General features: G+C 64.6%; 17 protein-coding genes and 2 pseudogenes. 7 read left to right on the top strand and 12 right to left on the bottom strand.

The features are described 5' to 3' along the window. The first annotated feature begins 14 nt into the window (after positions 1–14). From AB3X86_RS22820 to AB3X86_RS22830, 3 genes are read left to right on the top strand one after another with little or no spacing between them, the layout of a single operon-like run. Positions 15–344, top strand: coding sequence for a hypothetical protein (locus AB3X86_RS22820; RefSeq protein WP_368597764.1), 330 nt, complete (start codon positions 15–17; stop codon positions 342–344). After that, positions 341–1,291 (top strand): cytochrome c oxidase assembly protein, encoded by a 951-nt coding sequence (locus tag AB3X86_RS22825; RefSeq protein WP_368597765.1) that lies wholly within the window; start codon positions 341–343, stop codon positions 1,289–1,291. Before AB3X86_RS22820 ends, AB3X86_RS22825 begins: the two co-directional genes overlap by 4 nt. Then, positions 1,288–2,646, top strand: coding sequence for a cytochrome c (locus AB3X86_RS22830; RefSeq protein WP_368597766.1), 1,359 nt, complete (start codon positions 1,288–1,290; stop codon positions 2,644–2,646). The genes AB3X86_RS22825 and AB3X86_RS22830 overlap by 4 nt, the downstream gene beginning before the upstream one ends. 18 nt (positions 2,647–2,664) lie before the next feature. On the opposite strand, the gene AB3X86_RS22835 is transcribed toward AB3X86_RS22830, so the two are convergent. From AB3X86_RS22835 to AB3X86_RS22845, 3 genes are all read right to left on the bottom strand, one after another. Then, complete coding sequence (locus AB3X86_RS22835) at positions 2,665–3,417, bottom strand: endonuclease/exonuclease/phosphatase family protein (RefSeq protein ID WP_368597767.1); 753 nt, start codon at positions 3,415–3,417, stop codon at positions 2,665–2,667. Further along, positions 3,414–5,693 carry a VTT domain-containing protein gene (locus AB3X86_RS22840; RefSeq protein ID WP_368597768.1) on the bottom strand — a complete coding sequence of 760 codons (2,280 nt, stop codon included), beginning with the start codon at positions 5,691–5,693 and terminating at the stop codon, positions 3,414–3,416. The genes AB3X86_RS22835 and AB3X86_RS22840 overlap by 4 nt, the downstream gene beginning before the upstream one ends. A 308-nt stretch (positions 5,694–6,001) precedes the next feature. After that, complete coding sequence (locus tag AB3X86_RS22845; protein ID WP_368597769.1) at positions 6,002–6,805, bottom strand: gamma-glutamylcyclotransferase family protein; 804 nt, start codon at positions 6,803–6,805, stop codon at positions 6,002–6,004. A gap of 257 nt (positions 6,806–7,062) precedes the next feature. Between AB3X86_RS22845 and AB3X86_RS22850 the strand changes: the two genes are divergently transcribed. Further along, a complete protein-coding gene (locus AB3X86_RS22850; RefSeq protein ID WP_368597770.1) occupies positions 7,063–7,551 on the top strand; it encodes an NUDIX domain-containing protein in 489 nt (162 codons plus the stop codon). Positions 7,552–7,639: 88 nt separating this feature from the next. On the opposite strand, the gene AB3X86_RS22855 is transcribed toward AB3X86_RS22850, so the two are convergent. Together AB3X86_RS22855 and AB3X86_RS22860 are read right to left on the bottom strand one after the other, a co-directional pair. After that, positions 7,640–8,998, bottom strand: coding sequence for a 2-hydroxycarboxylate transporter family protein (locus AB3X86_RS22855; RefSeq protein ID WP_368597873.1), 1,359 nt, complete (start codon positions 8,996–8,998; stop codon positions 7,640–7,642). 486 nt (positions 8,999–9,484) lie between these two features. Next, a pseudogene (locus AB3X86_RS22860) lies at positions 9,485–9,766 on the bottom strand (DUF3579 domain-containing protein); the annotation flags it as partial. A 695-nt stretch (positions 9,767–10,461) separates the two neighbouring features. Here AB3X86_RS22860 and AB3X86_RS22865 point away from each other — a divergent pair. The 3 genes and pseudogenes from AB3X86_RS22865 to AB3X86_RS22875 form a co-directional block, all read left to right on the top strand. Next, a complete protein-coding gene (locus tag AB3X86_RS22865) occupies positions 10,462–11,592 on the top strand; it encodes a porin (protein ID WP_368597874.1) in 1,131 nt (376 codons plus the stop codon). A gap of 105 nt (positions 11,593–11,697) precedes the next feature. After that, complete coding sequence (locus AB3X86_RS22870) at positions 11,698–13,323, top strand: methyl-accepting chemotaxis protein (RefSeq protein ID WP_368597771.1); 1,626 nt, start codon at positions 11,698–11,700, stop codon at positions 13,321–13,323. 346 nt (positions 13,324–13,669) lie between these two features. Beyond that, positions 13,670–14,167 (top strand): annotated as a pseudogene (locus AB3X86_RS22875) (LysE family translocator); the annotation flags it as partial. A gap of 58 nt (positions 14,168–14,225) precedes the next feature. On the opposite strand, the gene AB3X86_RS22880 reads toward AB3X86_RS22875, so the two are convergent. The 7 genes from AB3X86_RS22880 to AB3X86_RS22910 all read right to left on the bottom strand — a co-directional run bounded on the left by AB3X86_RS22880 (position 14,226) and on the right by AB3X86_RS22910 (position 23,752). Beyond that, positions 14,226–16,235, bottom strand: a complete 2,010-nt coding sequence (locus AB3X86_RS22880; protein WP_368597772.1) for a hydantoinase B/oxoprolinase family protein — start codon at positions 16,233–16,235, stop codon at positions 14,226–14,228. 29 nt (positions 16,236–16,264) lie between these two features. After that, positions 16,265–18,304: a hydantoinase/oxoprolinase family protein gene (locus tag AB3X86_RS22885; RefSeq protein WP_368597773.1), complete on the bottom strand. Its 2,040-nt coding sequence runs from the start codon at positions 18,302–18,304 to the stop codon at positions 16,265–16,267. 68 nt (positions 18,305–18,372) lie between these two features. Then, positions 18,373–19,701, bottom strand: a complete 1,329-nt coding sequence (locus tag AB3X86_RS22890) for an NAD(P)/FAD-dependent oxidoreductase (RefSeq protein WP_368597774.1) — start codon at positions 19,699–19,701, stop codon at positions 18,373–18,375. 52 nt (positions 19,702–19,753) lie between these two features. After that, on the bottom strand, positions 19,754–20,098 hold the full coding sequence (locus AB3X86_RS22895; RefSeq protein ID WP_368597775.1) for a cupin domain-containing protein: 345 nt from the start codon (positions 20,096–20,098) through the stop codon (positions 19,754–19,756). After that, positions 20,095–21,087: a M14 family metallopeptidase gene (locus AB3X86_RS22900; RefSeq protein ID WP_368597776.1), complete on the bottom strand. Its 993-nt coding sequence runs from the start codon at positions 21,085–21,087 to the stop codon at positions 20,095–20,097. Before AB3X86_RS22900 ends, AB3X86_RS22895 begins: the two co-directional genes overlap by 4 nt. A gap of 2 nt (positions 21,088–21,089) precedes the next feature. Continuing rightward, positions 21,090–22,568, bottom strand: a complete 1,479-nt coding sequence (locus tag AB3X86_RS22905) for an NAD-dependent succinate-semialdehyde dehydrogenase (RefSeq protein ID WP_018435674.1) — start codon at positions 22,566–22,568, stop codon at positions 21,090–21,092. A gap of 89 nt (positions 22,569–22,657) precedes the next feature. Next, the gene (locus AB3X86_RS22910; RefSeq protein ID WP_368597777.1) at positions 22,658–23,752 is read right to left on the bottom strand and encodes a tartrate dehydrogenase; all 1,095 of its coding nucleotides are present in this window, start codon (positions 23,750–23,752) and stop codon (positions 22,658–22,660) included. Between the last annotated feature and the right edge of the window lie 80 nt (positions 23,753–23,832).

A 23,832-nucleotide genomic window follows, 5' to 3' on the forward strand; every position in this document is an offset into this window, starting at 1 on the left:
TTCGTGAGGTGCCGATGGATATCTGGCTAGGTTTGCTCGCGGCACCCACGGCGGTGCTCGCGACACAGAGCATCGACTATGCGCTGATCCGGCTCGCCTGCGCGAGCGGCGCCGCGTGGCCGATGCATGCGGTCAGCGCGGCCGCGTTCGCGTTCTGTGCGCTTGCCACGTGGCTCGCTTATGGCCGCTGGCGTGCCGAACGATCGCGCGGCACGCCAGCGTATGCTCCGCGCGCCGCGCGCGCCGGCTTTTTCGCGCTGATGGCGATGATCGTCGGTGCGCTGTCCGCGCTCGTGCAACTCGCGATGTGGTTTCCGCAATGGCTGCTGCCCGCTTGCCGATGAGAAGGCGAATTCGCTGGTTCGCAAGCGCGGCCTGGCTGCCCAGCGCAGCGGCTGCCGCGCATGGGCTGCCGGCCGCCGACCGCGCGACCCTGTCGTTCGGCTGGAGCTTCGAGCCGTGGGTCGTTGCGTTGATGGCACTCAGCATCGGCGGGTATCTGATCGGCTATGCGCGGCTGCAGCGACGCTCGCGCGCGCAGCGGCGCGGCGCCCGCTCGCGCAGGCTGCATCTGCTGGCCTTCGCCAGCGGCTGGAGCACACTCGTGCTGGCGTTGATGTCGCCGCTCGATACGTTGTCCGGCGCGCTGTTTTCCGCGCATATGGTGCAGCACGAATCGATGATGCTGATCGCGGCGCCCCTGTGCGTGGCCGGGCGTCCGCTCGCCGTATGGATGTGGGCGTTGCCCCGGCGCGCGCGTCTGGCGCTCGGACGGGCGGTGCACGCTCGCCCGGTCGCGCGTGCATGGAGCTGCCTGAGTGCGCCGCTCGTCGCGTGGGCGCTGCACGCCGTCGCTCTGTGGGCGTGGCATGCGCCGACGTTGTTCGACGCCGCGCTTGCGCATCGATCCGTGCATACGTTGCAGCACGCGAGCTTTTTGCTGAGTGCGCTGCTCTTCTGGTGGACGGTGACGGGCGACGGCGCGCGCCGCGGCAATGGCGGACACGCGATGCTGTCGCTGTTCACGACGATGGTTCACACGAGTGCGCTGGGCGCGCTGATCACGCTCGCTCCGGGCCTCTGGTATCCGTCGTATACGGAGCCGTGCGCGGCGTTGGGCGTCGATCCTCTGCAAGATCAGCAATTGGGCGGACTGATCATGTGGGTGCCGGGCGCGCTGGCCTATCTGACCGGCGGGCTGCTGGTTGCGGCGCGCTGGCTGAGCCGGGCGGACCGGCAGCCGGCTTTTACGCACGACGCGGCGCGGGCCCGCGGGGAGGGCGCGCGATGATGCGAACGCGCACGGTGGTGCGAGCGGCGGCAGCGGGTGCGTTGCTGGCGGTGTGCGTTGGGATGCTGGCGATCGCATTCAGCGGCGGGGCCAGCGCGACGGATGCAGCGGCGAGCACTGACGCGCAGGCTCCCGGCGGTGCGGCGAGCTTGGATCCGTCCCGGCTCGCGCGTGGCGAGTACCTGGCGAAAGCCGCCGACTGCGCCGGCTGCCACACCGCGCCGCAGGGCGGCGCGCCGTACGCGGGCGGCCTTGGCATGGGCTCGCCGTTCGGCACGATCGTGTCGAGCAATATCACGCCGGACCCGCAGTACGGCATCGGCCGCTACACCTACGAAGACTTCGAGCGCGCGCTGCGAGAGGGCATCGCACGCGGCGGCAAGCGGCTCTATCCGGCGATGCCATACGTGTCATTCTCGAAGCTCAGCGACGAGGACGTGCACGCGCTATATGAGTACATGCTGCACAGCGTCGCGCCGATCGCGAAACCGACGCCGCGCTCGGACGTCGCGTTTCCGTTCAACCAGCGCTGGGCGCTGCGCTTCTGGCAGATGGTGTTCGTGCCGTCGAAGCCATACGTGCCGCGCCCGCAAAGCGACGCGATCTGGAATCGCGGCGCGTATCTGGTGCAAGGCGCGGGACATTGCGGCGCATGTCATACGCCGCGCGGCATGTTCTACCAGGAAAGCGGCCTTGACGAGTCGTCGAGCGACTATCTGGTGGGCGGCGTCAACGATCACTGGTTCGCACCCAACCTGACCGGCGACATGGGCTCGGGACTGGGCCGTCTCACCGCCGCGGACATTGCCGCGTTCCTGAAGACCGGCCACGGCGCGGGAGTCGTCGCGTACGGCAGCATGGTCGAAGAGGTCGAGGACAGCTCGCAATACCTGACCGACGAGGACCTGCATGCGATCGCGCATTACCTGAAGTCGCTGCCCGCCCAGCAGCCGTCGGGCACCTATACGGGCGGCGCCGATCCCGCGCGTTCGAGTGTGAACGGCAGCCGCGTGGCCGACACGCTGAGCGTCGGCTTCAACGTCTACCGGTCGTTCTGCGCGAGTTGCCATCACGCGGACGGACGCGGCGTGCCGAACGCGTTTCCCGCGCTCGCCGGCAACCCGTCTGTGATCGCGGAAAATACGACCTCGCTGATCCGGCTGCTGATCGAAGGCGGCAACAGTCCGACGACCCAAAGCGGACCGCCACGTCAGTCGATGCCGGCGTTCGCGACGACCCTCGCCGACGTCGAGATCGCCCAGGTGTTGACGTACATCCGCGGCGCCTGGGGCAACAATGCGCAGCCCGTCACCGCCAACGACGTCGCGACGTTGCGCAGCGAATTGCACAAATAGCCGGAAGCCGCGCGCGGATCATTCATTGACCGACGCGCTGATATGCGCGATCAACGGATAGTGATCCGACGCGATTCGCGAAAGCGCCGTGCGATGCACGACGACACGCAACAGCCGTTCGCCCGGATGCACCCAGATGCGGTCCAGCGCGAACAGCGGAAAGCGCGTAGGAAACGTACGCAGCGCAGTCGCGCGATGGAAGTGTGTGACGAGCCGCCTGAGCGTACGGCCGTAGACGAACCACTCATTCAGATCGCCGAGCAGGATGACGGGCAGCGCGGGCGTGTCGAAGCTCTGCAATACCTGCTCGACTTGCGCGCGCCGTTCGCTGGAGGCAAGGCCGAGATGCGTCGCTACCACGCGCCACAGTTCGCCGTTGCAATCGATATCGGCGTCCAGCGCGCCGCGCGGCTCGCGGCTCCTGAAAGATAGGTCTAGCGTGCGCACCGCGCGCACCGGATAGCGCGTCAGCACGGCGTTGCCATAGCGCCGCGCGGGGGTGTCGAAAGTGGGTCCGGAGACGGCGTCCAGGCCCGTCATGCGTTGCAGAACTGCAAGCACATCGGGCGAACTCGCACCGCCCAATGGCACTTCCTGCAGCGCGAGAATATCCGCATCGATTTCAGCGAGCACATCGCCAATGCGTTCCGGCGCGAACTTGCCGTCGATCCCCACCGCGCCATGCAGGTTGTAAGTCCCGATGCGCAGTTCGCGTTCGCGCGCAAGCGTCATGCGCGGCCGCTCGATGCCAGGGTCGTGCATCAGTGTCATGGGCTGGCCTCGTCCTGACATCGTGACGACGTTTTGCCCGATGTATCACGAGGCATCCCGCTGTGGTCGCGCAAACGCTGCGCGCGTTCGGCTTCATCGCTGGCGCGCGGCTTGTCGGCATCGCTCGGGGCGCCTTCGTGCGCATCGCTCCCGCCCGATCTGCCGAGAAAACGCTGCAACAGCACCGACAATGCAATCAGCCCCGCGCCAATGCCGATCAGCACGGCGAACGAGCCGGCCGTCGGGCGCCGCAACGAAGCGACCAACTGATGCGCGAATGCAACCGTCAGGAAGATGCCCGGACCCATGCCGAGCATCGTGCCGATGATGAAGTCGCGCATGCGCACGTGTGATGCACCTGCAACGAGATTGACGATGGCGAACGGTGCGACCGGCAGGAGCCGCAACACGACGACCGCGACGATTCCGCGCTTAGCCACACGCTCCGACAGCCGGTTCACGCGTGCGCCCGCGAGTTTGCGGACCGCATCGCGCCCGAGCCGGTGGCCTATCCAGAAAGACGTCGCGGCGGCCACGGTGGTGCCGATGAACGCATACAAGCCGCCCCACGCCGCGCCGAACACGACTCCCATTGTCGCGATGAGCAAGGTCACGGGCGCGGCGACGACGGCCGCGGCGACATAGGCGAGCACGATCCACAGCGGCGCAAGCGGCAGCGCCTCGATCTGCCGCGTCGCATTCGCGAATGATTTCAGGTTGAGGTAGCTGGCGAGCGGCGACCAGTGCCACGCCGCCGCGAGCCCGACGACCAGCAACGCGAGCACGCCGAGCAACGCATATCGTCCAATCAGCGGCCGCGCTTTCTCGGCGGGCACGAACTGATCGATGAGCTCGTTCGCGGCGATGGGTGTTTCGGGATCGATGAGCGCATCGGGCGGAATGAGTCGATCGAGCTCGGCTGAGACCTGCGGATCGAGATCGACGAGCGTTCGATGCTTCGCGCGATCGCGCTGCAACGCATGAATCGCCGCTGTCACGCTGCCGCGCGCATCGCGCTCGCGCACGAAGTCCGCGACTTCGCAGCCGAGATGCTCGGCGAGCAAGGTATCGCGCATCTTCGCGATCGCACGGCGGATGCGTGCATCGGCACCCGCATCGATCGACACATTGCACTCGCTGTCGAGCACCATCGAGCGATTGTTCAGGTTCGCGGAACCGACGATCAGCAATTCGTCGTCGACGATCATCAGCTTGCTGTGCACGTTGACGATGGATTCGCCCAGGCCGGGCACGTCGGGACTCAGCAGGCGATAACGGCCGTACTGGTCCGCATCCTTGAGAATGCCGTGCAGTCGCGCACGCAGCACGCCCATCGTCACTTTCTGCAGCCAGCCGGTCTGATTGCGAGGCACGACGATCGTCAGCTCCGGGCCATCCTCCCGCGCGAGCGATTCGCTCAGCGCCGCGCCAATCGATGCCGACGTGAAGTACTGGTTCTCGATATAGATGCTGCGGCGCGCACGAGCGATGGCATCGAGATACTGGGTGCGGATTTGCTGCTTACTTTCGCGGCCCAGGTATGCGGGCTCGGTGAGCGAGATGGCGATGTCGACATTTTCCAGCTCGACGCTGCGCGACGGCGGCCACGGGTCCTGCGTCGGGGGCACCGGTTGCGCGTGGATTGCGTGCTTTCTCTTGCACGCACGTGCCCACCGCTCGCGCGCGAGCGTGCCGATTTCGCGTGCGGCCTCGCCATCGAACATCGAATGGACATCGTGAGACGGCTGATACGGCGCGCCGTTTGCATCACGGCGCAGAGGGTTATCGGCCTGATGCTGTTGCGTGTCCCAGCGCGACCGCGTGAGATCGAGACCGCCGACGAACGCGAGACAATCATCAATTACGACGATTTTCTGGTGGTGCGAGCCGCCCAGCGGATGCTTGCCGTCCATCTGAAACGCGATGCGCCGGTGCGTGCGCCAACCCATCCTGAACACCGGTAGCCATTCGCGTTCGAACGCATAGAGCATCGCGAAGTCCCACGCGAGAATGTAGACGCGCAGCAGGCGCTTTTGCGCGGCGACTGCGTGCAGAAAATCGCCGAGCGCTTCAGGAAAGCCATCGTTCGAACCTTCGGGCGTCAGCTTCATGCGGCTGTCGATATCCCAGCCGAGGATGAACACCGTGCGCTCAGCACGCGTGATCGCCTCGCGCAGCACGCGGAAATAATCGGCTCCGTCGATCAGCAGGGTGAAGCGATTCGCATGACGCACGCTCGCGCAGTTGCGTCCCGGCTCGAAGAACGATTCATTCATGGCAAGTTCGCGGTCACATTGCGGAAACGATGCGCAAGATGCGTGCCGCGGCGTCCATCAGCCGCGCTTTCGACGCCTGAAAGTATCGAGTCTCGCCCGGGAATCGGGACACATCGTGCGGAACGCGGGTATCGACATGGCAGCTCGAGAACATACCGAGCTTCGCCAGTTCTGCATCCACGCGCAACCGGCCCCCGCGGACAGGCTTGCCCAGCCTGATAGCCAAAGCAGACGACGAACGCCGCGAACGGCAACGCTTTGTGTTTGAGCCATTTGGCCGCATTGATGCCCGCAGGGCGGTGGCCGGTCTAGCGACCGTGATTCACCAGAATGCACACGGGACTTTTGCGTTTGGCGATCGCGGCGGCATAGTCCTCGGAGAACGCCCGCTGCGCGAAGCAAGGCGCCGAGCTCGCGAGCAGGGCATCGACCTGCGCATATTGTTTGTTGAACACCCATGGCCGGCGTGCGAGCGTGCGGTCGTCGAGCCAGTAGGGACTCCAGTCTCGGGTCGTCTCGATGACCTCGCGCGCGAATTCCGGCCCGTACTCTAGCGCGCCCTCGATAACAACATCGATATACGACTCGACGAGCGGGAATTTCGCATCAGGCACCGGAAGCCCTTCTCCCGGCGCTTTGCCCTGGGCCTTCGGCACGTAGACCCAGACAGTTCCCTGCGTCGGCAGCGGCTGCCAGGACACCGCCTCGATAAGCGCCCGCGGCACCTCGACGCGCACGTATCCCTTCTCGCGCTCGTCGAACGCGGACATGTCGTTGCCGGCAACGGGATAGATCACTCCATTGATCGTCATCGGCGTCTCGCCCTCGAACGGACGCCGCAGGCCGAGCGCCGTGAACCCGGAGGATGCGCGGTCGCTCCAGCTGCGCACATAGCCGAACGCCGCCGAGACGCGCACCGGAATCGCCGCAACCGGCTTGCCGGCCGTGGCGGCGCGCGATGGCGTGTTGATGAGCGATCCGTAGCCGAAAATGAACTGCGTCGGCTGATCGGGAAGACGCGTTCCCCAGAAGTCGGTGGTCTGCGCTTGCGCTGCCGAGCCAAGCAGCACTAGCGATACAACGAATGCTCGAATCTTTGCCATCGCCGACATCGTCATATCTCCGTCCAATGCGTTACCGCAGATGATCGCTCCAGCCAGGGCGGCCCCGGCAAACGCGCGCGCCTGGCCTCAGGGTCGTCCAACCGGATTTCCGAGCCAACTGAAATCGAAACTGGCGGCAGGACCGACGCACGGAGCGATTCTAAGTCGAAAGCGTCCTGTGCGAGCCGGCACGTACAATCCGGTAGATCCGGACAGGTGACGCGCAACGGAAGATCTTTCGACAATGACAGGAAAGGACAGACCCGATGCCGAATTCTGAGCGCACGCGGCTGACTGCGCTGATCGACTCTGTCTGGCGCATCGCGTTTCGCCTCGGATTTCCGCTCGCCCGCGCGTGGTGGCACTTGCGCCGGCCTCCCCATGAGGGCGCGCTAGTCGCTATCTACGTCGGCCAGTCGCTGTTGCTGCTGAAGTCATCGTACCGTGCCGAATGGGGGTTCCCGGGCGGCAGCGTCCGGGCCGGTGAGACACCTGCTGCCGCGGCGCTGCGCGAGATGGCCGAGGAAATCGGGCTCGCGTTTCACCCGTTACTCCCGGCAGGCAGCGCAGCCGGCGAGTGGGATGGGCGAAGGGACCGGGTGCATTTCTTCGAAATGCGCGTCGATCACTTACCCGAACTGCGGCTGGATCATCGCGAGATCGTCGCCGTGCATCTGGCGTCGCCGCAGGAATTGCCCGGCTTCGCGGTGACGGGCGCGGTCGCTGCGTATCTCCGCAGGGATGTGCGCCGCTAGCCGAGCCGCCCGGCGCGCGGTCGGTGTGACGCCGGACCCCGCGCGATGCGCGTTGCGCGACCATCGCGGGGCCATGGCCAGTAACGCGTCATCCGATATGCGCGAGCACGATGAGCGTCAGCGTGACGACGATAGCGCCGCCGATTCGCGTGGCGATCTGCGCGAAGGGCATCAGTTGCATCCGGTTCGCCGCGGTCAGGATCGCGACGTCTCCTGTGCCGCCCTGGCCGCTATGGCATGCGTTCACGATCGCCGTGTCGATCGGGTAGAGCTTGAGCCGGCGCGCAACCAGAAAGCCGGTGCCCATCAGTGTCGCCACGGTCGCGACGATCGTCACGAGATTGGCCAACGTGAACGCGGCGATCAACTTGTCCCACGGGGTCATGGCGACACCGATCGCGAACAGCAGCGGATATGTCACCGCGGTCGAAAAGAACTTGTAGACGACGAATGCGCCTTCCTGCAACTGCGGCGAGACCGCACGCGCCAGCTTGACCAGCACCGCGAGGAACAGCATGGCAACCGGTGCGGGCAGACCGAACAGGTTGCGGCACATCAAGCCAAGCAGGTATAGCGTGATCGCCGTGATGCCGGCCGCCGCGATATGCGTCACGTCGATATGACCGCGAATCTCCTCCTCTTCCGGGTCCATTTCGTCTGTCTCTCCGGGCTGCAGACGCCCCTCGCCGGTGAGATGCGGATAGCGCTTGCCGAGCATGTCCAGCGCGCCAGCGAGCACGATGGCGGTGAGGCTGCCGAGCATCACCGGCGGCAACACTTGTGCAAACAGCTCGCCCTGCGGCAGATGCATGATTTCCGAATAGCCCACCGACAGCGGAATGGCGCCTTCACCGACACCCCCCGCCATGATCGGCACGACGATATACAGCAGCGTATGACGCACGCCGAGTCCGAATGCCGAGCCGACCGCGATACCGACGATGCATGCGGCCAGCGAACCCAGCGCGAGCGGCACGAAGATCTTGAGAAAGCCCTTGATCAGCACGCGCCGGTCCATGCTGAGAATACTGCCGACGATGATCGACGCGATGAACAGATAAAGAAAATTGCTCTGCTTCGTGAACTCGGTCGTGAGGCCGAGAATTGGCTTGGGCAACAGGTGATAGTAAGTCAGTGCGGAAGGCACGAACGTCGCGCAGATCGCGGCCGCGCCGATATTGCGCAGAAGCGGCAGGCGCTTGCCAAGTTCCGCGCAGGTGAAGCCGAAGAACGCCAGCACGGCGATCGCCATTGAAATCTCACCCGGGATCTTGCCCGTCACCGCGAACCCGGTAATTAGCGCGAGCAGAATGAAATAGACCGGCAGCGGGATGATGCCGATTCTGTATTCCATCAGCTTCCACCAGCCTTCGGGCCAGAATCGAGTGACGTTGTCGGGCCGCTGCGCGGCCGCCGCCGGTGAGTGCTTCGGCGTAGGTGAGGTGATGGACAAAATACGACTCCTTGATTTGATGCCGGGAATGTATGCCGGCGTCGCGTTTCTGTACTGTCGAAGTGGTATCCGATGAGTGAGCGGAACCGGAATGACAAAAAGCCCCAGGATGAAAGGCGCACGCGCGCTTACCCAGGCAATACGCCATGCCGGATCGAACAACGGATCAACTCGGAATTATTCGCAATGCAGAGCTTCTGCATCGTCCGCGTCTTGGGTTTGCTGATGTCTTCGCGGTGAGAAGACTGCCGAAGCTTGCTCCCGGGCGGTCGCGTCATCAACGCTGAGCCACACCTGTCCGTCGCACCGCGCGCAAATGGCCAGCTTCCTCGCATGCGACGCGTCCGGACGAACTACGCTCCCGCGGCATCCGCATGCTGCGCATGCGTAGGTGAAACGTACTCCAGTGAGTGTCTCCATCAGCCTTGTCTGCCGCTCAGGTTGCGGATCTCGCCCGGGCTTATCGTCCAGCGCGCGGCACATATCGACCATCAGGTCGTTGTCGCTGGCAAAGCGCATCACAAAATCAAATCCGTCCGGACAGATACGTCGCAATTCGTTCGAGATACGTAGGCATTTGATGTCCTGCTCCATGACCGGCATCGCGAGCCGTGTGCTGGCTATAGGGTTGCCTGCGCAGCGTTCGCCTACGAACAGTGCAACGACTCCCGCCAGGCGCTCGGCCCAGTCGCCTGGCCGGAAGAGCTTGCGCTGCGACGACACGCCGCGGATCAGGTGGTGTTCGATGCCATCGGTAGTCATGTTGCGGCTATCGCGGCACGCGCGTCGTCAGGTAGCAGGTGTAAGCATTGTGATTGCGTGGGCTCGTCCAGCATCGCGTTCCGGCGTTGAAAGCACGATGGAGTCCCCGCAATCGATGATGCAATTCTAGGGGCGCGGAACCTTCTGAACGCTTTCAGCCACTGCACGTTCCGATGCGGGTTTTCCATGAGCAAATCCGCAGGCCGTTTCATGGAAATCCCCTAAATGCAGGTCCTGACCGTGAAAGCCGGGAGAAGGGTTGGCGCTCCGACAATCCCGCCACCGACGCAATCGAAGTTAAGTTTGTCTTGTCATTGCGGTGGCTTCCAGCCTGTTGTTCAGCCTTGCCTCGCAGCACGCGGCAGCCGCGGAGAGCGGCAAATCACGATCATGGTGGGCAGTATCACGAAGCTCACCTGGAGTTGGGCAAGAACGTATACGAACGAGTTAGTGAGCCCGAAAGAGGTCGAGGGCGTCCTCGCCGTATCACAAGAGGAATCCGAATAATCGGTGCAAGCGTCGTCGTGTATATCAGTAGAGCCACTGTGTTGCATAAATGACACGGGAAAGGAAGGTGAAGGATTGGGATCACTAGCATGGCCACCATTCGCATACCAGACCGGTTGCAGGGACCTTGAGACGCACGCAATCGTGTGCAGGGAAAACACAATTTCAACACAGTAGTCTGAGGAGACATCTTGAAGACGAAATATCTTTCGCTGGCCGTCGCGGTCAGCGCACTCGGGGCAAGCGGCGCGCACGCGCAGTCGAGCGTGCAGCTTTATGGGCTGATGGATCTGAGCGTGCCGACTTACCAGTCCCACGCGGATGCCAACGGGAATCACGTCATCGGCATGGGCATTGGGGGAGAGCCGTGGTTTAGCGGCAGCCGCTGGGGCATGAGGGGTGCCGAAGACATTGGCGGCGGCTCGAAGATCATCTTCCGACTCGAGAGCGAATACGTTGTCGCCAACGGTCAGATGGAAGATCCGGGTCAGCTCTTCGACCGCGATGCGTGGGTCGGTATCGAGAACGACACGTTCGGCAAAATTACCGCAGGCTTTCAGAACACCATTGCGCGCGATGCTTCGGCGATCTATGGCGATCCGTATGGCAATGCGCGGCTGACGACGGAAGAGGGCGGCTGGACGAACGCCAACAACTTCAAACAGATGATTTTCTACGCGGCCAGCGCGACCGGCACGCGTTATCAAAACGGCGTCGCGTGGAAGAAGCTGTTCGACAATGGCATCTTTGCGAGTGCAGGTTACGCGTTCGGCAACCAGACGAGTTTCGGCACCAACGCGAATTATCAGGTTGCGCTGGGCTATAACGGCGGCCCGTTCAATGTGTCGGGCTTCTATAGCCACGTGAACCGCGAGGGCAACACGAACCAGTCGTACTCAGTCGGCGGCAACTATACGTTCGGTATTCTGCGCGCCAACGCCGGCTACTTCCGTTACCTCGGCAATCAGGGCGCACTGGGTCAGCGTCAGGATAATGCGTGGACCGTGTCGCTCAAGCTGTCGCCGAAGGGGCCGCTCGATTACCAGCTCGGCTATCAGCAGATGCGGGTGAAGAATGCCGCGTACAACGCCGACGGCAACATTCCGAACGCGAATATCGGCGCCTTCGATCCGACCTCGGGCTTGCACAACGGTTACAAGGAAACCCTGTACTGGTCGGCGTTCTATCACCTGTCCAAGCGCACTGAAGTCTATCTGGCCGGCGACTATATGAGGCTGCATGGCGGCTATACGGTCGGCAGCACGTTTGGCGCGACCAATCAGCTCGAACTGACCACGGGTGTGCGTACCCGATTCTGATCGGGAACACAGCCTCGCAGCGCATCCGTTTCAACGATGTTCTCCAGCGTGCGGTCGCGGACTTTTCCGCGGCCGCTTTTTCATTTCAGCAGGCGAGGGAGAGGCATGTTCAGCAATACGTCTATCAGAACCGCGCTCACCGTGACCATCGCCGGCTATACAGCCGCGTTGATGTTCTTGATCGCGATATCCGTCGCCGGTTTGAAGACCACGAACGAGGCGCTCGAGAAGATGTACACCGAACAGACCGTTGCGATGCGCCACCTCGCCGCGAGCAGCGAGGCGCTTCTGAACGTGCGCGTCGATCTCGGCGCCTACGAAACGCTCGTGGCACAGGGAAAGCCCACTGGTGCGGTGCTCGCTCGCGTCCATGCCGGGCTTGCGGACAGCGATCGCGAACTGGCGGCCTATTTCGCGCAGCCTGCGTCGGACGACGACGAGAAGGCGCTGACCGACACGCTGCGCGCAAAGCGGGAGCAGTTGCTGAAACAGGTGCTTCTACCTGAAGTCACGGCGCTCGACCAGAACGATTTCATCACCTTCCGGAGCACGGAACGGCAGGCGCCCGATGCGGTGTTCAGCGACTATAAGCATGCCGAATCTGCGCTCGAAAACTTCCAGATGAGGCGCGAGGAAACACGCTTTACCTCGGCCCAACAGCACTTTCGTCTACTGTGCTGGGTGTTCGCCGCAATCGGGCTGGTCGCGCTGGTGCTTGGCCTCTGCACGCGCTTCATGGTGAAAGCAGCGATTCTTCGACCTATCGACGCGGTAATCGAGCACTTCGAACGAATCGCGGCCGGCGACCTCACGGGACAGATCGGCGGCGTGCGCGCCAACGAAATGGGGCGCCTGATGGCCGCGCTGGCCCGCATGCAGCAGAGTCTCGTTGCCGCGGTCAGTCAGGTTCGTTTCGGCACGGCGGCAATCGCACAGGGTGTGCGAGAGATCGCGAGCGGTAATGCCGATCTGTCGGCGCGCACCGAACAGCAGGCGGCGACGCTGGAGGAGACGGCCGCGAGCATGGAGGAATTGACGGCGACGGTCAGGCAGAACGCCGACAACGCGCGCGAGGCCAATACGCTCGCTGAAAACGCGTCGCGAACCGCGGCACGCGGCGGCGAAGTGGTCGATCAGGTGATCGACCTGATCGCCGACATGTCGTCGGGCTCGAACCGGATCGTCGACATTATCGGCGCGATCGAAGGTATCGCCTTTCAGACCAACATACTTGCACTAAATGCCGCCGTGGAAGCCGCGCGAGCCGGCGACGAAGGACGAGGATTCGCCGTGGTGGCGGGTGAAGTCCGTGCGTTGGCGCAGCGCTCGGCGGCCGCCGCGAAAGAGATCAGGGAACTGATCGTCAGTTCGGTGGCGAAAGTGGAGAATGGGTCCGAACTGGCGATACGCGCCGGCGCGACCATGTCGGAGATCGTTGGTGCTGCGCGCAATGTGACCCGTATCGTGAGCGAAATCAGCGTGGCTTCGGAAGAACAGTCACGAGGCATCGAGCAGATCAGCCGCGCGGTCACGCACATGGACAAGGCGACTCAGCAGAATGCCGCGCTCGTCGAGCAGGCTGCGGCTGCTGCGGCATCGCTCGAGGAGCAGGCGGCCGCGCTCGACGGCGCGGTCGCGGTGTTCCGGTTGAGCGAGCCGCTCGCGTCTTCCGGCGAGCCAAGCGGGAAGCGGCCGGAGCGGGTTGCCGCGCTTTCGCCCGCGTGCGCATGACGATGCGCACGCCATCGCAGCGCAACCTGTGCGGTAATTGAAGATTCAACTGCACTACAGTGACGTGCGCGGAGGTGCAACATGGACACTCGAGCGATGCTGCGCCGCATTGCGACCGGTTTGCTTGCCGGCATGATTCTCTTTGGCTTAAGTGGTTGCAATGCGTTGAGCGGGCCGCCCGCGCCAGAATGGCCGGGTCCTCACGCACCGTATCCGTTCCCCGGCGATGTCCCGCATCGAACGCAGTGATGACGAGCACTGCCAACCTCGGCGCTTGCCTGTCAATGCCCGAGGCCGGGAAACCCAATCCAGTACTGCGGCAGTGTGTCGATGTGCGACGAGCCCGGTCGCGCTTGTCGCCGGGATCGTGACGGTGAATCTGTTCTGGGCGACTTGTGCCATCCTTGGTATCGGAATGGTGTTCGCTATTTTCCCGTGGCTCGCTGTCGGCGTTAGGCTTGCTGGCGCGGCCTATCTGATCTGGTTCGGGCTGCGGCTCGTTGTGTCGGCACGGGCAACCCCCTCGGGAGCACGTCACCCAACGAAGGCGCCTCTGTTTCGTGCCGCGTTCCTGCAAGGTATCGCGACAAATATCGCGAACCCGAAGTCCATCGCCTTTTATGCGGCGGTCTTTTCCTCAGCGGTGCCCACCCACGTTTCCATGCCGACATTCTTCGCGATGCTTGCTACTGTCGGTGCATCAGCGACGTGCTGGTACGGAGCAGTCGCGCTCGTTCTATCGCACACGGTGATCGCGACGGCGTATCGTCGCGCGAAGGCATGGGTCGACCTCACCTGTGGAGGGCTCATGATTGCGCTGGGAATCCGGCAGGCATTGCGTTAACAAAGTGCCCGGCGCAGGCCATCTGAACGGCCGCTTTGCGTGTGGGCGATCGTCGCTGCTATGCGGCTCGCTGCGCTTCGAGCAATTGCGGATAACTGCCCGCGACCTCGCGGAAGATGTCGCTGATCGACTGCCCGCCTGGATCAAGACGGCCGTCGGCTTCCCATGCATCGAACGCGTCGAAGATCTTGTGCTTCAGGAAGTGCCGCCACACGACCGGCACACCGGCCAGGATTTCCGTCAACACCGCGTAGCGCTCGCGCGTCCAGCGCGCTTCATAGGCGGTGCGCGCCGCGCCGTAATCGAAGTGCGCGGCCGGCGTGCGCGGCGCGTTCGCCTGGAGTTCGGTGCGCCGGGCAGCGGTCGCTTCCATATCTAGTTCGCCCGCGCGCAGTACGACGCCGTAGAGCGCCAGCGCATCCGCTTCGCTCAGATAGCCGCGCGTCACGTCGGTCGCGACCATCCGCGGATCGCGCTCGTACGGGTTGCCGTAACCGCCGCCGCCGCAGCCTTCGAGGCGGATCACGTCGCCTGGGTCGCACACGACCAGATCGGTCACGCCAAGGTTCTCTTCCTGCACGGTGCCCGGGTTGCGCGTGAAGCGCGACGTCGATCCCGCCTTGCCGCCGAGCACGCCCCACGACGCGAAGCGTGAGCGGTCGCGATTGCGCGCGGTCACCAGCGTGCCCGGCGAGAACACGCGGAACTCCATCACGGTGCCGAGTCCGCCGCGATAGCGTCCCGCGCCCGCGCTGCCGGGCACCATGCCGTACTTCAGGATGCGGATTGGCACCTCTGCTTCGTTGATCTCGACCGGCGTGTTGCGCAGGAACGCGACGTTGGCGCCTGACGCGTCCGAGCCATCGCCGTTGATCATGCCGCCCGCGCCGCCGCCGACCGGACCGATTGCCGCGATCACGGTGCGTCCGTCGCTATCGACGGTGCGCACGTTCAGAATCGACATGCCGCCGGCCGGGCACGCGGGCAGCCGGTCTGGACAGACCATCGAGAACGCGCCGAACGTGACGTTCTGCGCGACCTTGCAGGTCAGACTGCGCATGCCGACCGCGGCGGGCGGCAGGCAGTTCATGATCGTGCCTTCCGGCAGCACACAGCGCGCGACCTTCAGCATGCCCGCATTGAGCAGCAGATCCGGGTGCAGCGAATACAGCACGTAATTGAGCCCGACGAGCGCGAGCACGTGCCGCTCCTTGCCACCGGTCGGCATGTTCAGCGACGAATTGAGCTGCGGGTCGCTACCGGTGAAATCGAGCACCAGCGATTCGCCTTGCACTTTCAGATTCAGCGCGACGCGCAGCGGCTTGCCGTTGACCGCATCCTCGTCGGCGTACTCGGCGAAGAAATATTCGCCATCCGGCATGCCGGCGACGATCGCCCGCGCCTGCTCTTCCGAGTAGTCGATCATCGCGTGCATGCCGGCCTTGAAATCGTCGATGCCGAAGCGTTCGATGATTTCCAGCACACGCCGCTCGCCGGTCATCAGCATCGCGATTTGCGCCTTCAGGTCGCCGCGATTCTGCTCGGCGGCGCGGACGTTGATCGCCATATGGTCGAGCAGCGTCTCGTCGAGCACGCCCGCGCGCACGATCCTGGTCGGCGCCCAGCGAATGCCTTCCTGATAGATCTCGGTCAGCGTGCGCGACAGCGACGCGGGCACCGCGCCACCCATGTCGGTGTTGTGGATGTGCCCGCCCACGTAGCAGACGATCTCGCCGTTGTAGAACACCGGCTTCCACATCATCACGTCGGGGGTGTGCGTGGCGACGTAACCGCTGTACGCGTCGTTGGTCATGCCGATGTCGCCCGGCTCGTAGTGATCGATCGCCTCGATCACCGAGCCGAAGTCGAGGCCCGGATACCAGGTCGCGCCGAGCGTTTTAGGCGATGCGAACGTGCGTCCTGCGGGCGTCATGATCGTGCAGGAGAAATCTTCGGTTTCCTTGACGAACGCCGAGTGCGCGGTGCGCATCAGCGTGTGGGCCATGCTTTCCGCGGCCGCGACGCAGTAATTGGCGAAGATCTGCAGAACGGATCGATTGAATGTCATGGTCTAGTCCTTCGGATATCACTCGCGCTTCACTGAGCCGACAGCAGCAGGTTGCCGTATTCGTCGACGACGGCTTCGAAGCCCGGCAGCACGCAGGTCGTCGTGTCGTCCTGCGCGATGATCGCGGGGCCGTGAAAGCGATGACCGGCGAGCAGCACCGAGCGGTGGTACAGCGGCACCTTGCGCCAGGCGCCGTCCAGATACACGTCGATCAGCGCCTCGAGGCGCGGCGCGCCTTCGCCGAGCGCGATCTTCGGCATCTCTGGCTTCGGTGTCGGCAGGCTGATCACGAGGCGCAGCGCCACGACCTGCACGGGCGAACTCGCGTCGCTGTGGCCATACAGCCGATGATGCTCGCGGTGAAACGCGGAGCCGATCGTCGCGATGTCGCCGTTGCGAATGGCTTGCGGATCGAGCGGTGTGTCGACCTCGAACGACTGGCCGCGGTAGCGCATCTCGGCCGAGACGAGCATTTCCGCGCCTGCATCGGAGCCCGTTTCGTTGATGATCCACTCGCGCGCCTGCGCTTCGAGCGTCGCGAGGTCGCCGGCGAGTTTGTCGAGCGAAGCGGTGTCGAGCGGATAGTAGGTGGTGCGCACGAAGTCGTTCTTCGTATCGGCGATCAGGCCGCCCAACGCGCTCAGCACGCCCGGCGTGGTCGGCACGATCAGATGGCGCATGTTCAGAGCGCGCGCAAGGAAGCCGCCGAGCATCGGGCCCGCGCCGCCGAACGGCATCAGCGAGAATGCGCGCGGATCGATGCCGAAGCGCGACACGATACGGCTCACGCCGCCGTACATGCCGGACACCGCGACGTCGATGATCGCGGCCGCCGTTCGATGCACGTCGAGGCCGAGCCGTTGCGCGAGCGGTTCGATCGCGCGGCGGCTCGCTTCGACGTCGACCTGCACCGCGTTATAGCCGAGCGACGCACGGCCCAGCACGCCGATCACCGCGAACGCGTCGGTGATGGTCGGGCGTGTGCCGCCGCGGCCATAGCAGACCGGACCCGGGTTCGAGCCGGCGCTTTCCGGACCGACCTTCAATACGCCGAAATCGTCGACCCATGCGATCGAGCCGCCGCCATCGCCGATCGACGAAACCGACACCGACGGGATATGAATCTGGAAGTCGCCGATGTACTCGCCGGTCGCGTACTGCGGTTTGCCATCGACGATCAGCGCGACGTCGGCCGTCGTGCCGCCGATGTCGAGGCTCATGCAGTCCTTGATCTTGCACATGCCGGCCAGATACGACGCGCCGATCACGCCCGCGGCGGTGCCCGACAGGATCATCTGCACGCAATTGCTCTTGCCGTGCTCGGCGCTCATCACGCCGCCATTCGACTTCGTCACTTTCAGGTCCGCGCCGACGCCGCTTTCGGCAAGTGCGGCCTGCAAGCGTGTCAGGTATTGCGACACGCGCGGCTGCACGTAGCCGCCGATCGTCGCGGTGACCGTGCGCTCGTATTCGCGGATGATCGGCCACACTTCGTGCGAACACGATACGAAAAACCCGGGCGCCGCTTTCTCGATGATCGCTTTGACCTGCTGCTCATGCGCGGGATTGCGATAAGAATGCAGCAGCGAAATCACGACGCCTTCGCAATGCGCCGCCTGCAGCGCTTCGAACGCGGCGAGCACGCTCGCTGCGTCGATGGGCGCTTCCTCGGTGCCGTCGGGGCGCATGCGGCCATCGACGCCAAATACGCGATCGCGCGTGATGAGCGGTTCGGGGCGCCGCGACATCAGGTTGTACATGTCGGGGATCTTCAGGCGCGCGATATCCAGCACGTCCTCGAAATGGCGCGTCGTGATCAGCGCGAGGCGCAAGCCCTTGCGTTGCACGACCGAGTTCACGCCGACCGTCGTGCCGTGCGTGAAGTACACGACTTCGTGCGGATCGATGCCAAAGCGCGCTTTCAGGCCTTGCATGCCGTCGATCACTTCGCTGCCCGGCGAATCCGGCCGCGAGAACACTTTCAACGTGCGCGTGGTGCGAGTCTCGTCGTCCAGCACGGCGAAGTCCGTAAACGATCCGCCGATATCCACTCCAATTCTCAAGCCCATTGCCGTCCCTTTAGGTAAGCCTCGCAGACCATTCGCGTCTGCGTCCACCCGACGCGCGGCGCGGGTCGTCACATCATCTCGGGACTCGCCAGCCGGGTTCCATCGCTAAAGCGCGTCAACCGGTAAGGCTGAATATCGATCCCGGTTGCGTCATTGGTTACGATGCGGCTAACCAGCATGCCGGCTCCCGGTCCCAGCCCGAAGCCATGACCGCTGAACCCGGACGCGATCACGAGGCCGGGCGTGCTGTCCACACGCGACATCACCGGCACCAGATCGGGCGTCGTATCGATCGCGCCGGCCCAGGCATGCGCGACACGCAATCCCGACAGCTCGGGAAACACCGTCGCGACGTTTTTCAGCGCACGGGTCGGCCACTCGGCATCGGGCACAGGATTCAGAACCCGCGTTAGCTCGAACGGCGAGATGTCGTCGTTACGCCAGTCGGCACTCCCTTCGGGGCCGCCGAAGAAGGGTTGCGCGATCCGGAACTTGAGCTTCTTGTTGAGTTTGCTGCGGAACATCTTGCGAAACTTGACCGCGTGCCGCAGGTTCTGCGGCGCGATTTCCATGCGTGCGTAGCCGGGGACCGCGATCGTATAGCCGCCGTCGAGCCGCCGCCTCATCGCGAAGTTCGGGCCGGAGAAGCACCCGTCTATCACGGCCGGCGCTTCGGCCGTGCGCAGCGCGGTGCCGATCACGTTGACCGCCGGCAGATCGATGCCATGACGCCGGCAGAACAGGGCACTCCACGCGCCGCCGGCCAGCACGACGCTGCTCGCGCCGACCAGGCCGCGCTCGGTCCACACACCGGAGACACGGCCCGCGCTGATATCGAGTCCGCGAACCGCGCAGGTCTGATGCACACGCGCGCCGAGCCGTTGCGCGCCTCTTGCAATGGCGGGCGCCGCTTTCGACGGCTCCGCGCGTCCATCGGAATGCGACCACACGCCGCCTGCCCACTTCGCCTGACCATTGGGAACGCGCGCCGCCAGTTCGCGAGCCGACAGCAACTGACTATCGAAGCCGAGCGCACGGGCCCGGCCGAGCCATGTTTCCCATTGCGCGACGTCCGCGGACTGCTCGCTTCCGTACAGGATGCCGGCTCGCCTGAAGCCGATGTCTTCGCCGAGTTCGTCGCTCAACTCGCTCCAGCGCGCGAGGCTTTGCATCGCGAGCGGCAACTCGTGCAGATCGCGGTTCTGCTGACGCACCCAACCCCAGTTGCGTCCCGATTGTTCGGCGCCAATGATGCCTTTCTCGAGCAGCACGACCGATACGCCGCGCCGCGCAAGCTCGTAAGCGGTGCTGACGCCGATAATGCCGCCGCCGATCACCGCGACGTCACAGCGAGCGGGGAATCCGTCGCTATTCGAAACTTCGTCGATTCTTAGCATGTTCGAGCCACCATGATGGATGTGAGCGACTACCGGGTGCGTGTGGCTGCAGTCAAAAGATCACGTAGATCTTGCGCAGCGTTTCGTCGATGTTCCAAAGCCCTTCGGTGTTGGCTTCGAAGAGCAGCGTGTCGCCGGCGGCGAAGCGGATCGTGTCTTCTCCGTCGGGTGTGAAGGTGCCGCTGCCCTTGATGAAATGCATGACCTCCGCCTGCTTGACCGAGCGCCTGTAGGTGCCGGGCGAGCACTCGAACAGCCCGGTGTCGACCGCGTCATGACCCGGAATCAGGTACTGGCGTCCCGCTACGCGTGACGGCTCGGTGCCGGGCAGGCCGGCGGTTCCCCAATCCTCGAGGGCGGTGACTTCCGCGGCTTGCCTGATCTGCTGGACTTTCATGTGGTTTGTTCCTGTTGGCGTGAGCGCAGGTCGATACGGCGTTCGATCCGGCCTAGCCGGACCACGGTGACGCCGGCGCGCAACTGGCGCAGCGACGGCATCACTAGCATGCAGTCGTCGTACGGCGTCGCGACCGGCTGGCCATCGGACCAGGCGATCACGGTGCCGGCGTGCTCGAACGTTTCGAGCCCGGTGTAGGGTCCCGCGAAGCGGAAGTCCATGCTCTTTGCAACGACCGGTTCGGTCACGCGGACGATGCGCATTTCGTCGGGCAGCGGCCTGATCCAGTCGGACGGCAGATCCGCCGCGTCGACGATGCCCGAGAGCAGCAGAAAACGCGCGGTACTGTCGCGCGCGACCGTCACCGCGCTGGCTTCCCAATGCTGGCCGCATTCGATCAGCAGCGCGTTCTTCGCACTCGCGTCGTCGCCGAAGCCTTCGTAGTCGCGCATCCGGCGACCTTCGGGATGGCCTTCGTCCTGGATCACGGTGGCGGGCGCGCCGAGCCGCTCGGCCAGTTCCGCGCCTTTGCGCAGCGGGCCCGCGACGATCAGCGGCGCGCTTTTTTCATGCATCGAATGCAGATCGAGCAGCAGGTCGACCGTGTCGATCACCGGCCGCATCGCGCGCGCACGATCGAGTTCGGACGAGCGAGCTGCAACGTCGTCGAGTTTCGCGGCGGTCCATACGCGATTGAAGTCCTGATCGACGAAGCGGGCCTTGTCGGGCATTGCCGGATCGAAGCGCGCGTAGGCGGCGACGTTCGCGAAGGACAGCGTGAGCTTGCCGCGGCGCGGCCGCAGCCCGCCGCGCAACAACGCGTCGACGGTGATCGCGCCGCACACTTCGTTGCCGTGCGTCAGCGCGTTGATCATCACGTGCGGCCCGGGTTGGCCGGAGTCGAACGTGTGCACGTATGCGATGCCGGTATTGCCGTCGGCGTGCGCCGAGATGTCCGGGAATTCGACCTCGATGGGATAGGCTTGCATGTTTACTCCAGTCCTCCCTGACACAGATACTTGATCGACAGATAGTCATCCAGTCCGTACTTCGATCCTTCGCGACCATAGCCGGATTCCTTCACGCCGCCGAACGGCGCCGCCTCCGAGGCGAGCGCGCCTTCGTTGATGCCGACGATACCCGCTTCCAGCGCGCGCGACACGCGCTCGATACGGCGCATGCTCTCGCTATAGAAATACGACGCGAGCCCGAACGGCGTGTCGTTCGCGGCCTGCACCGCTTCCTGCTCGCTGTCGAACGGGAACAGCGGCACGACCGGGCCGAAGGTTTCCTCGCCGCACAACGCCATCGACGCCGTGGCGTTGCCCAGCACCGTGGGCGCGTAGTAGTGCGGTCCCAGCTCGGTGAGCCGCCGTCCGCCCGTCAGCACGAGCGCGCCATTCGCGAGCGCGTCGTCGACATGACGCGCGATCTTGTCCACGGCCCGTTCGTTGATCATCGGGCCGATCTGCGAAGCGGGATCGCTCGCGGGGCCGACCCGAAGCTCGGCCACCTTCGCGCACAGCAGCGCGGAGAAATGCTCGTAGACGCCGCGCTGCACGTACACGCGGTTCGGGCACACGCAGGTCTGCCCGCCATTGCGGAACTTCGCGGCGAGCAGGCCATTGGCCGCGGCATCGAGGTCGGCGTCGTCGAATACGATGAAGGGCGCATTGCCGCCGAGTTCCAGAGAAAGCTTCTTCAGCGTGCCAGCCGATTCACGCGCGAGGTGCTTGCCGACGGGCGTCGATCCGGTGAACGTGATCTTGCGCACGCGGCTGTCGGCGAGCCATTCGCCGACCGTCTCCGCCGCGCCGGCGCGCGAGGCCGAGATCAGGTTGAGCACGCCGGCTGGCACGCCCGCCTCGTGCGCCAGCATCACCAGCGCGATGGCGGTGAGCGGCGTGTCTTCAGCGGGCTTCGCGACGACCGTGCAGCCTGCCGCGAGCGCCGGCGCGATCTTGCGCGCGATCATCGCGAGCGGAAAATTCCACGGCGTGATCGCGGCGACGATGCCGATCGGTTCCTTGATCGCACTCATGCGTTTGCCACGCTGCTGCTGTGGAATCAGATCGCCGTAGATGCGGGTGGCTTCGTCGGCGAACCACGCGACGTACGACGCGCCATAGCTGACCTCGCCGCGCCCTTCGGCGAGCGGCTTGCCCTGTTCGAGCGAAATCAGCGCGCCGAGCGCGTCGCGATTCGCGACGATCAGCGCGTGCCAGCGGTGCAGCACGGCCGCGCGTTCGCTCGCGAGCCTTGCACGCCATGCGGGCAGCGCTTTGGCGGCGGCGTCGGTGGCGGCGCGCGCGTCGCTGGGACCACTGTCGGCCACCTCGGCAATCAGCTTGCCGGTTGCCGGATCGGTGACCGCGAAGCGGCGGCCGCTCGCGGCTGCGACCCACTCGCCGTTGATGAAGTTGTCCGTGCGGATCAGCGCGCGGGCCTGCTGTTCGAGATTCGTGCTCATAGGGGTTCTCCAGTGCGGTTGGCGTGCGACGGCGGAGCGCCCGACACGCGCCGGGCAGTCAGGCCGTCTGCGCTGTCAGTGATCGGTGCCTATCGACGGCTCGCGCTGGCGACGTGCGCCGCGATCGCCGCGCCGACTTCCGCGGTCCATGCGCTGCCGCCCAGGTCGCCCGTGCGCGGGCCGTCCTTCAGCACTTGCGTAATCGCGGCGACGATGGCGTCGTGCGCATCGCGCTCGACGCCCGCGCCGTTGCCGAGAAAGTCGAGCATCATCGCGGCCGACCAGATCATCGCGACCGGATTGGCGATGCCCTTGCCGGCGATGTCGGGCGCCGAACCGTGGACCGGCTCGAACAGCGACGGAAAGCGCCGGTCGGGATTCAGGTTGCCTGACGGCGCAATGCCGATCGTTCCGGTGCACGCCGGACCGAGGTCGGAGAGGATGTCGCCGAACAAATTCGACGCGACCACCACGTCGAAACGGTCGGGGTTCAGCACGAAGCGCGCGCACAGAATGTCGATGTGCTGACGGTCCATTTTCACGTCGGGGTAGCGCGCGGCCATTTCATCGGCGCGCGCATCCCACCACGGCATGCTGATCGCGATACCGTTGCTCTTCGTCGCAACCGTGATCTTCTTCGCGCGGCGCCGCGCCAGCTCGAATGCGAACTTCATCACGCGCTCGGTGCCGTGGCGCGTGAAGATCGACTGCTGCATCACGACTTCGCGCTCGGTGCCCTCGAACATCGTGCCGCCCACCGACGAATACTCGCCTTCGGTGTTCTCGCGCACGATCATGAAGTCGATATCGCCGGGCTTGCGGTTGGCGAGCGGGCTGGGCACGCCGTCGAACAGGCGAGCGGGGCGCAGGTTCACGTACTGGTCGAATTCGCGGCGGAACTTCAGCAGCGACCCCCACAGCGAAATATGGTCGGGCACCTTGTCGGGCCAGCCGACCGCGCCGAACAGAATCGCATCGCAGTCCTGCAACTGCTGCTTCCAGTCCTCGGGCATCATCTGGCCATATTGCGCGTAGTAGTCGCACGACGCCCATTCGATATGTCGGTAGTCGATGCCGATGTCGAAGCGCTGGCAGGCGGCGTTCAGCACGCGCAGGCCTTCGGGCATCACTTCGGTGCCGATGCCGTCGCCGGGAATGACGGCAATGCGGTATTTGCGGGTCATACGTGTCTCTCCTTGCGTTGATCGCGCGCTGTCTGCCGGCACCGCGCGGATCGCCAATTGGGGGTGCGTTCTCGTGTCGG

It is taken from the genome of Paraburkholderia sp. BR14374 (assembly GCF_040948685.1).
Taxonomy (GTDB): Bacteria; Pseudomonadota; Gammaproteobacteria; order Burkholderiales; family Burkholderiaceae; genus Paraburkholderia; species Paraburkholderia youngii.

What these genes read in the sequence shown, in the direction of transcription:
- AB3X86_RS22825 (WP_368597765.1), top strand. Translation starts at nt 341, where the DNA reads ATGAGAAGGCGAATTCGCTGGTTCGCAAGCGCGGCCTGGCTGCCCAGC.
- AB3X86_RS22820 (WP_368597764.1), top strand. Translation starts at nt 15, where the DNA reads ATGGATATCTGGCTAGGTTTGCTCGCGGCACCCACGGCGGTGCTCGCG.
- AB3X86_RS22905 (WP_018435674.1), bottom strand. Translation starts at nt 22,568, where the DNA reads ATGAGCACGAATCTCGAACAGCAGGCCCGCGCGCTGATCCGCACGGAC.
- AB3X86_RS22880 (WP_368597772.1), bottom strand. Translation starts at nt 16,235, where the DNA reads ATGACATTCAATCGATCCGTTCTGCAGATCTTCGCCAATTACTGCGTC.
- AB3X86_RS22845 (WP_368597769.1), bottom strand. Translation starts at nt 6,805, where the DNA reads ATGTCGGCGATGGCAAAGATTCGAGCATTCGTTGTATCGCTAGTGCTG.
- AB3X86_RS22830 (WP_368597766.1), top strand. Translation starts at nt 1,288, where the DNA reads ATGATGCGAACGCGCACGGTGGTGCGAGCGGCGGCAGCGGGTGCGTTG.
- AB3X86_RS22900 (WP_368597776.1), bottom strand. Translation starts at nt 21,087, where the DNA reads ATGCAAGCCTATCCCATCGAGGTCGAATTCCCGGACATCTCGGCGCAC.
- AB3X86_RS22910 (WP_368597777.1), bottom strand. Translation starts at nt 23,752, where the DNA reads ATGACCCGCAAATACCGCATTGCCGTCATTCCCGGCGACGGCATCGGC.
- AB3X86_RS22835 (WP_368597767.1), bottom strand. Translation starts at nt 3,417, where the DNA reads ATGACACTGATGCACGACCCTGGCATCGAGCGGCCGCGCATGACGCTT.
- AB3X86_RS22840 (WP_368597768.1), bottom strand. Translation starts at nt 5,693, where the DNA reads ATGAATGAATCGTTCTTCGAGCCGGGACGCAACTGCGCGAGCGTGCGT.
- AB3X86_RS22850 (WP_368597770.1), top strand. Translation starts at nt 7,063, where the DNA reads ATGCCGAATTCTGAGCGCACGCGGCTGACTGCGCTGATCGACTCTGTC.
- AB3X86_RS22890 (WP_368597774.1), bottom strand. Translation starts at nt 19,701, where the DNA reads ATGCTAAGAATCGACGAAGTTTCGAATAGCGACGGATTCCCCGCTCGC.
- AB3X86_RS22870 (WP_368597771.1), top strand. Translation starts at nt 11,698, where the DNA reads ATGTTCAGCAATACGTCTATCAGAACCGCGCTCACCGTGACCATCGCC.
- AB3X86_RS22895 (WP_368597775.1), bottom strand. Translation starts at nt 20,098, where the DNA reads ATGAAAGTCCAGCAGATCAGGCAAGCCGCGGAAGTCACCGCCCTCGAG.
- AB3X86_RS22885 (WP_368597773.1), bottom strand. Translation starts at nt 18,304, where the DNA reads ATGGGCTTGAGAATTGGAGTGGATATCGGCGGATCGTTTACGGACTTC.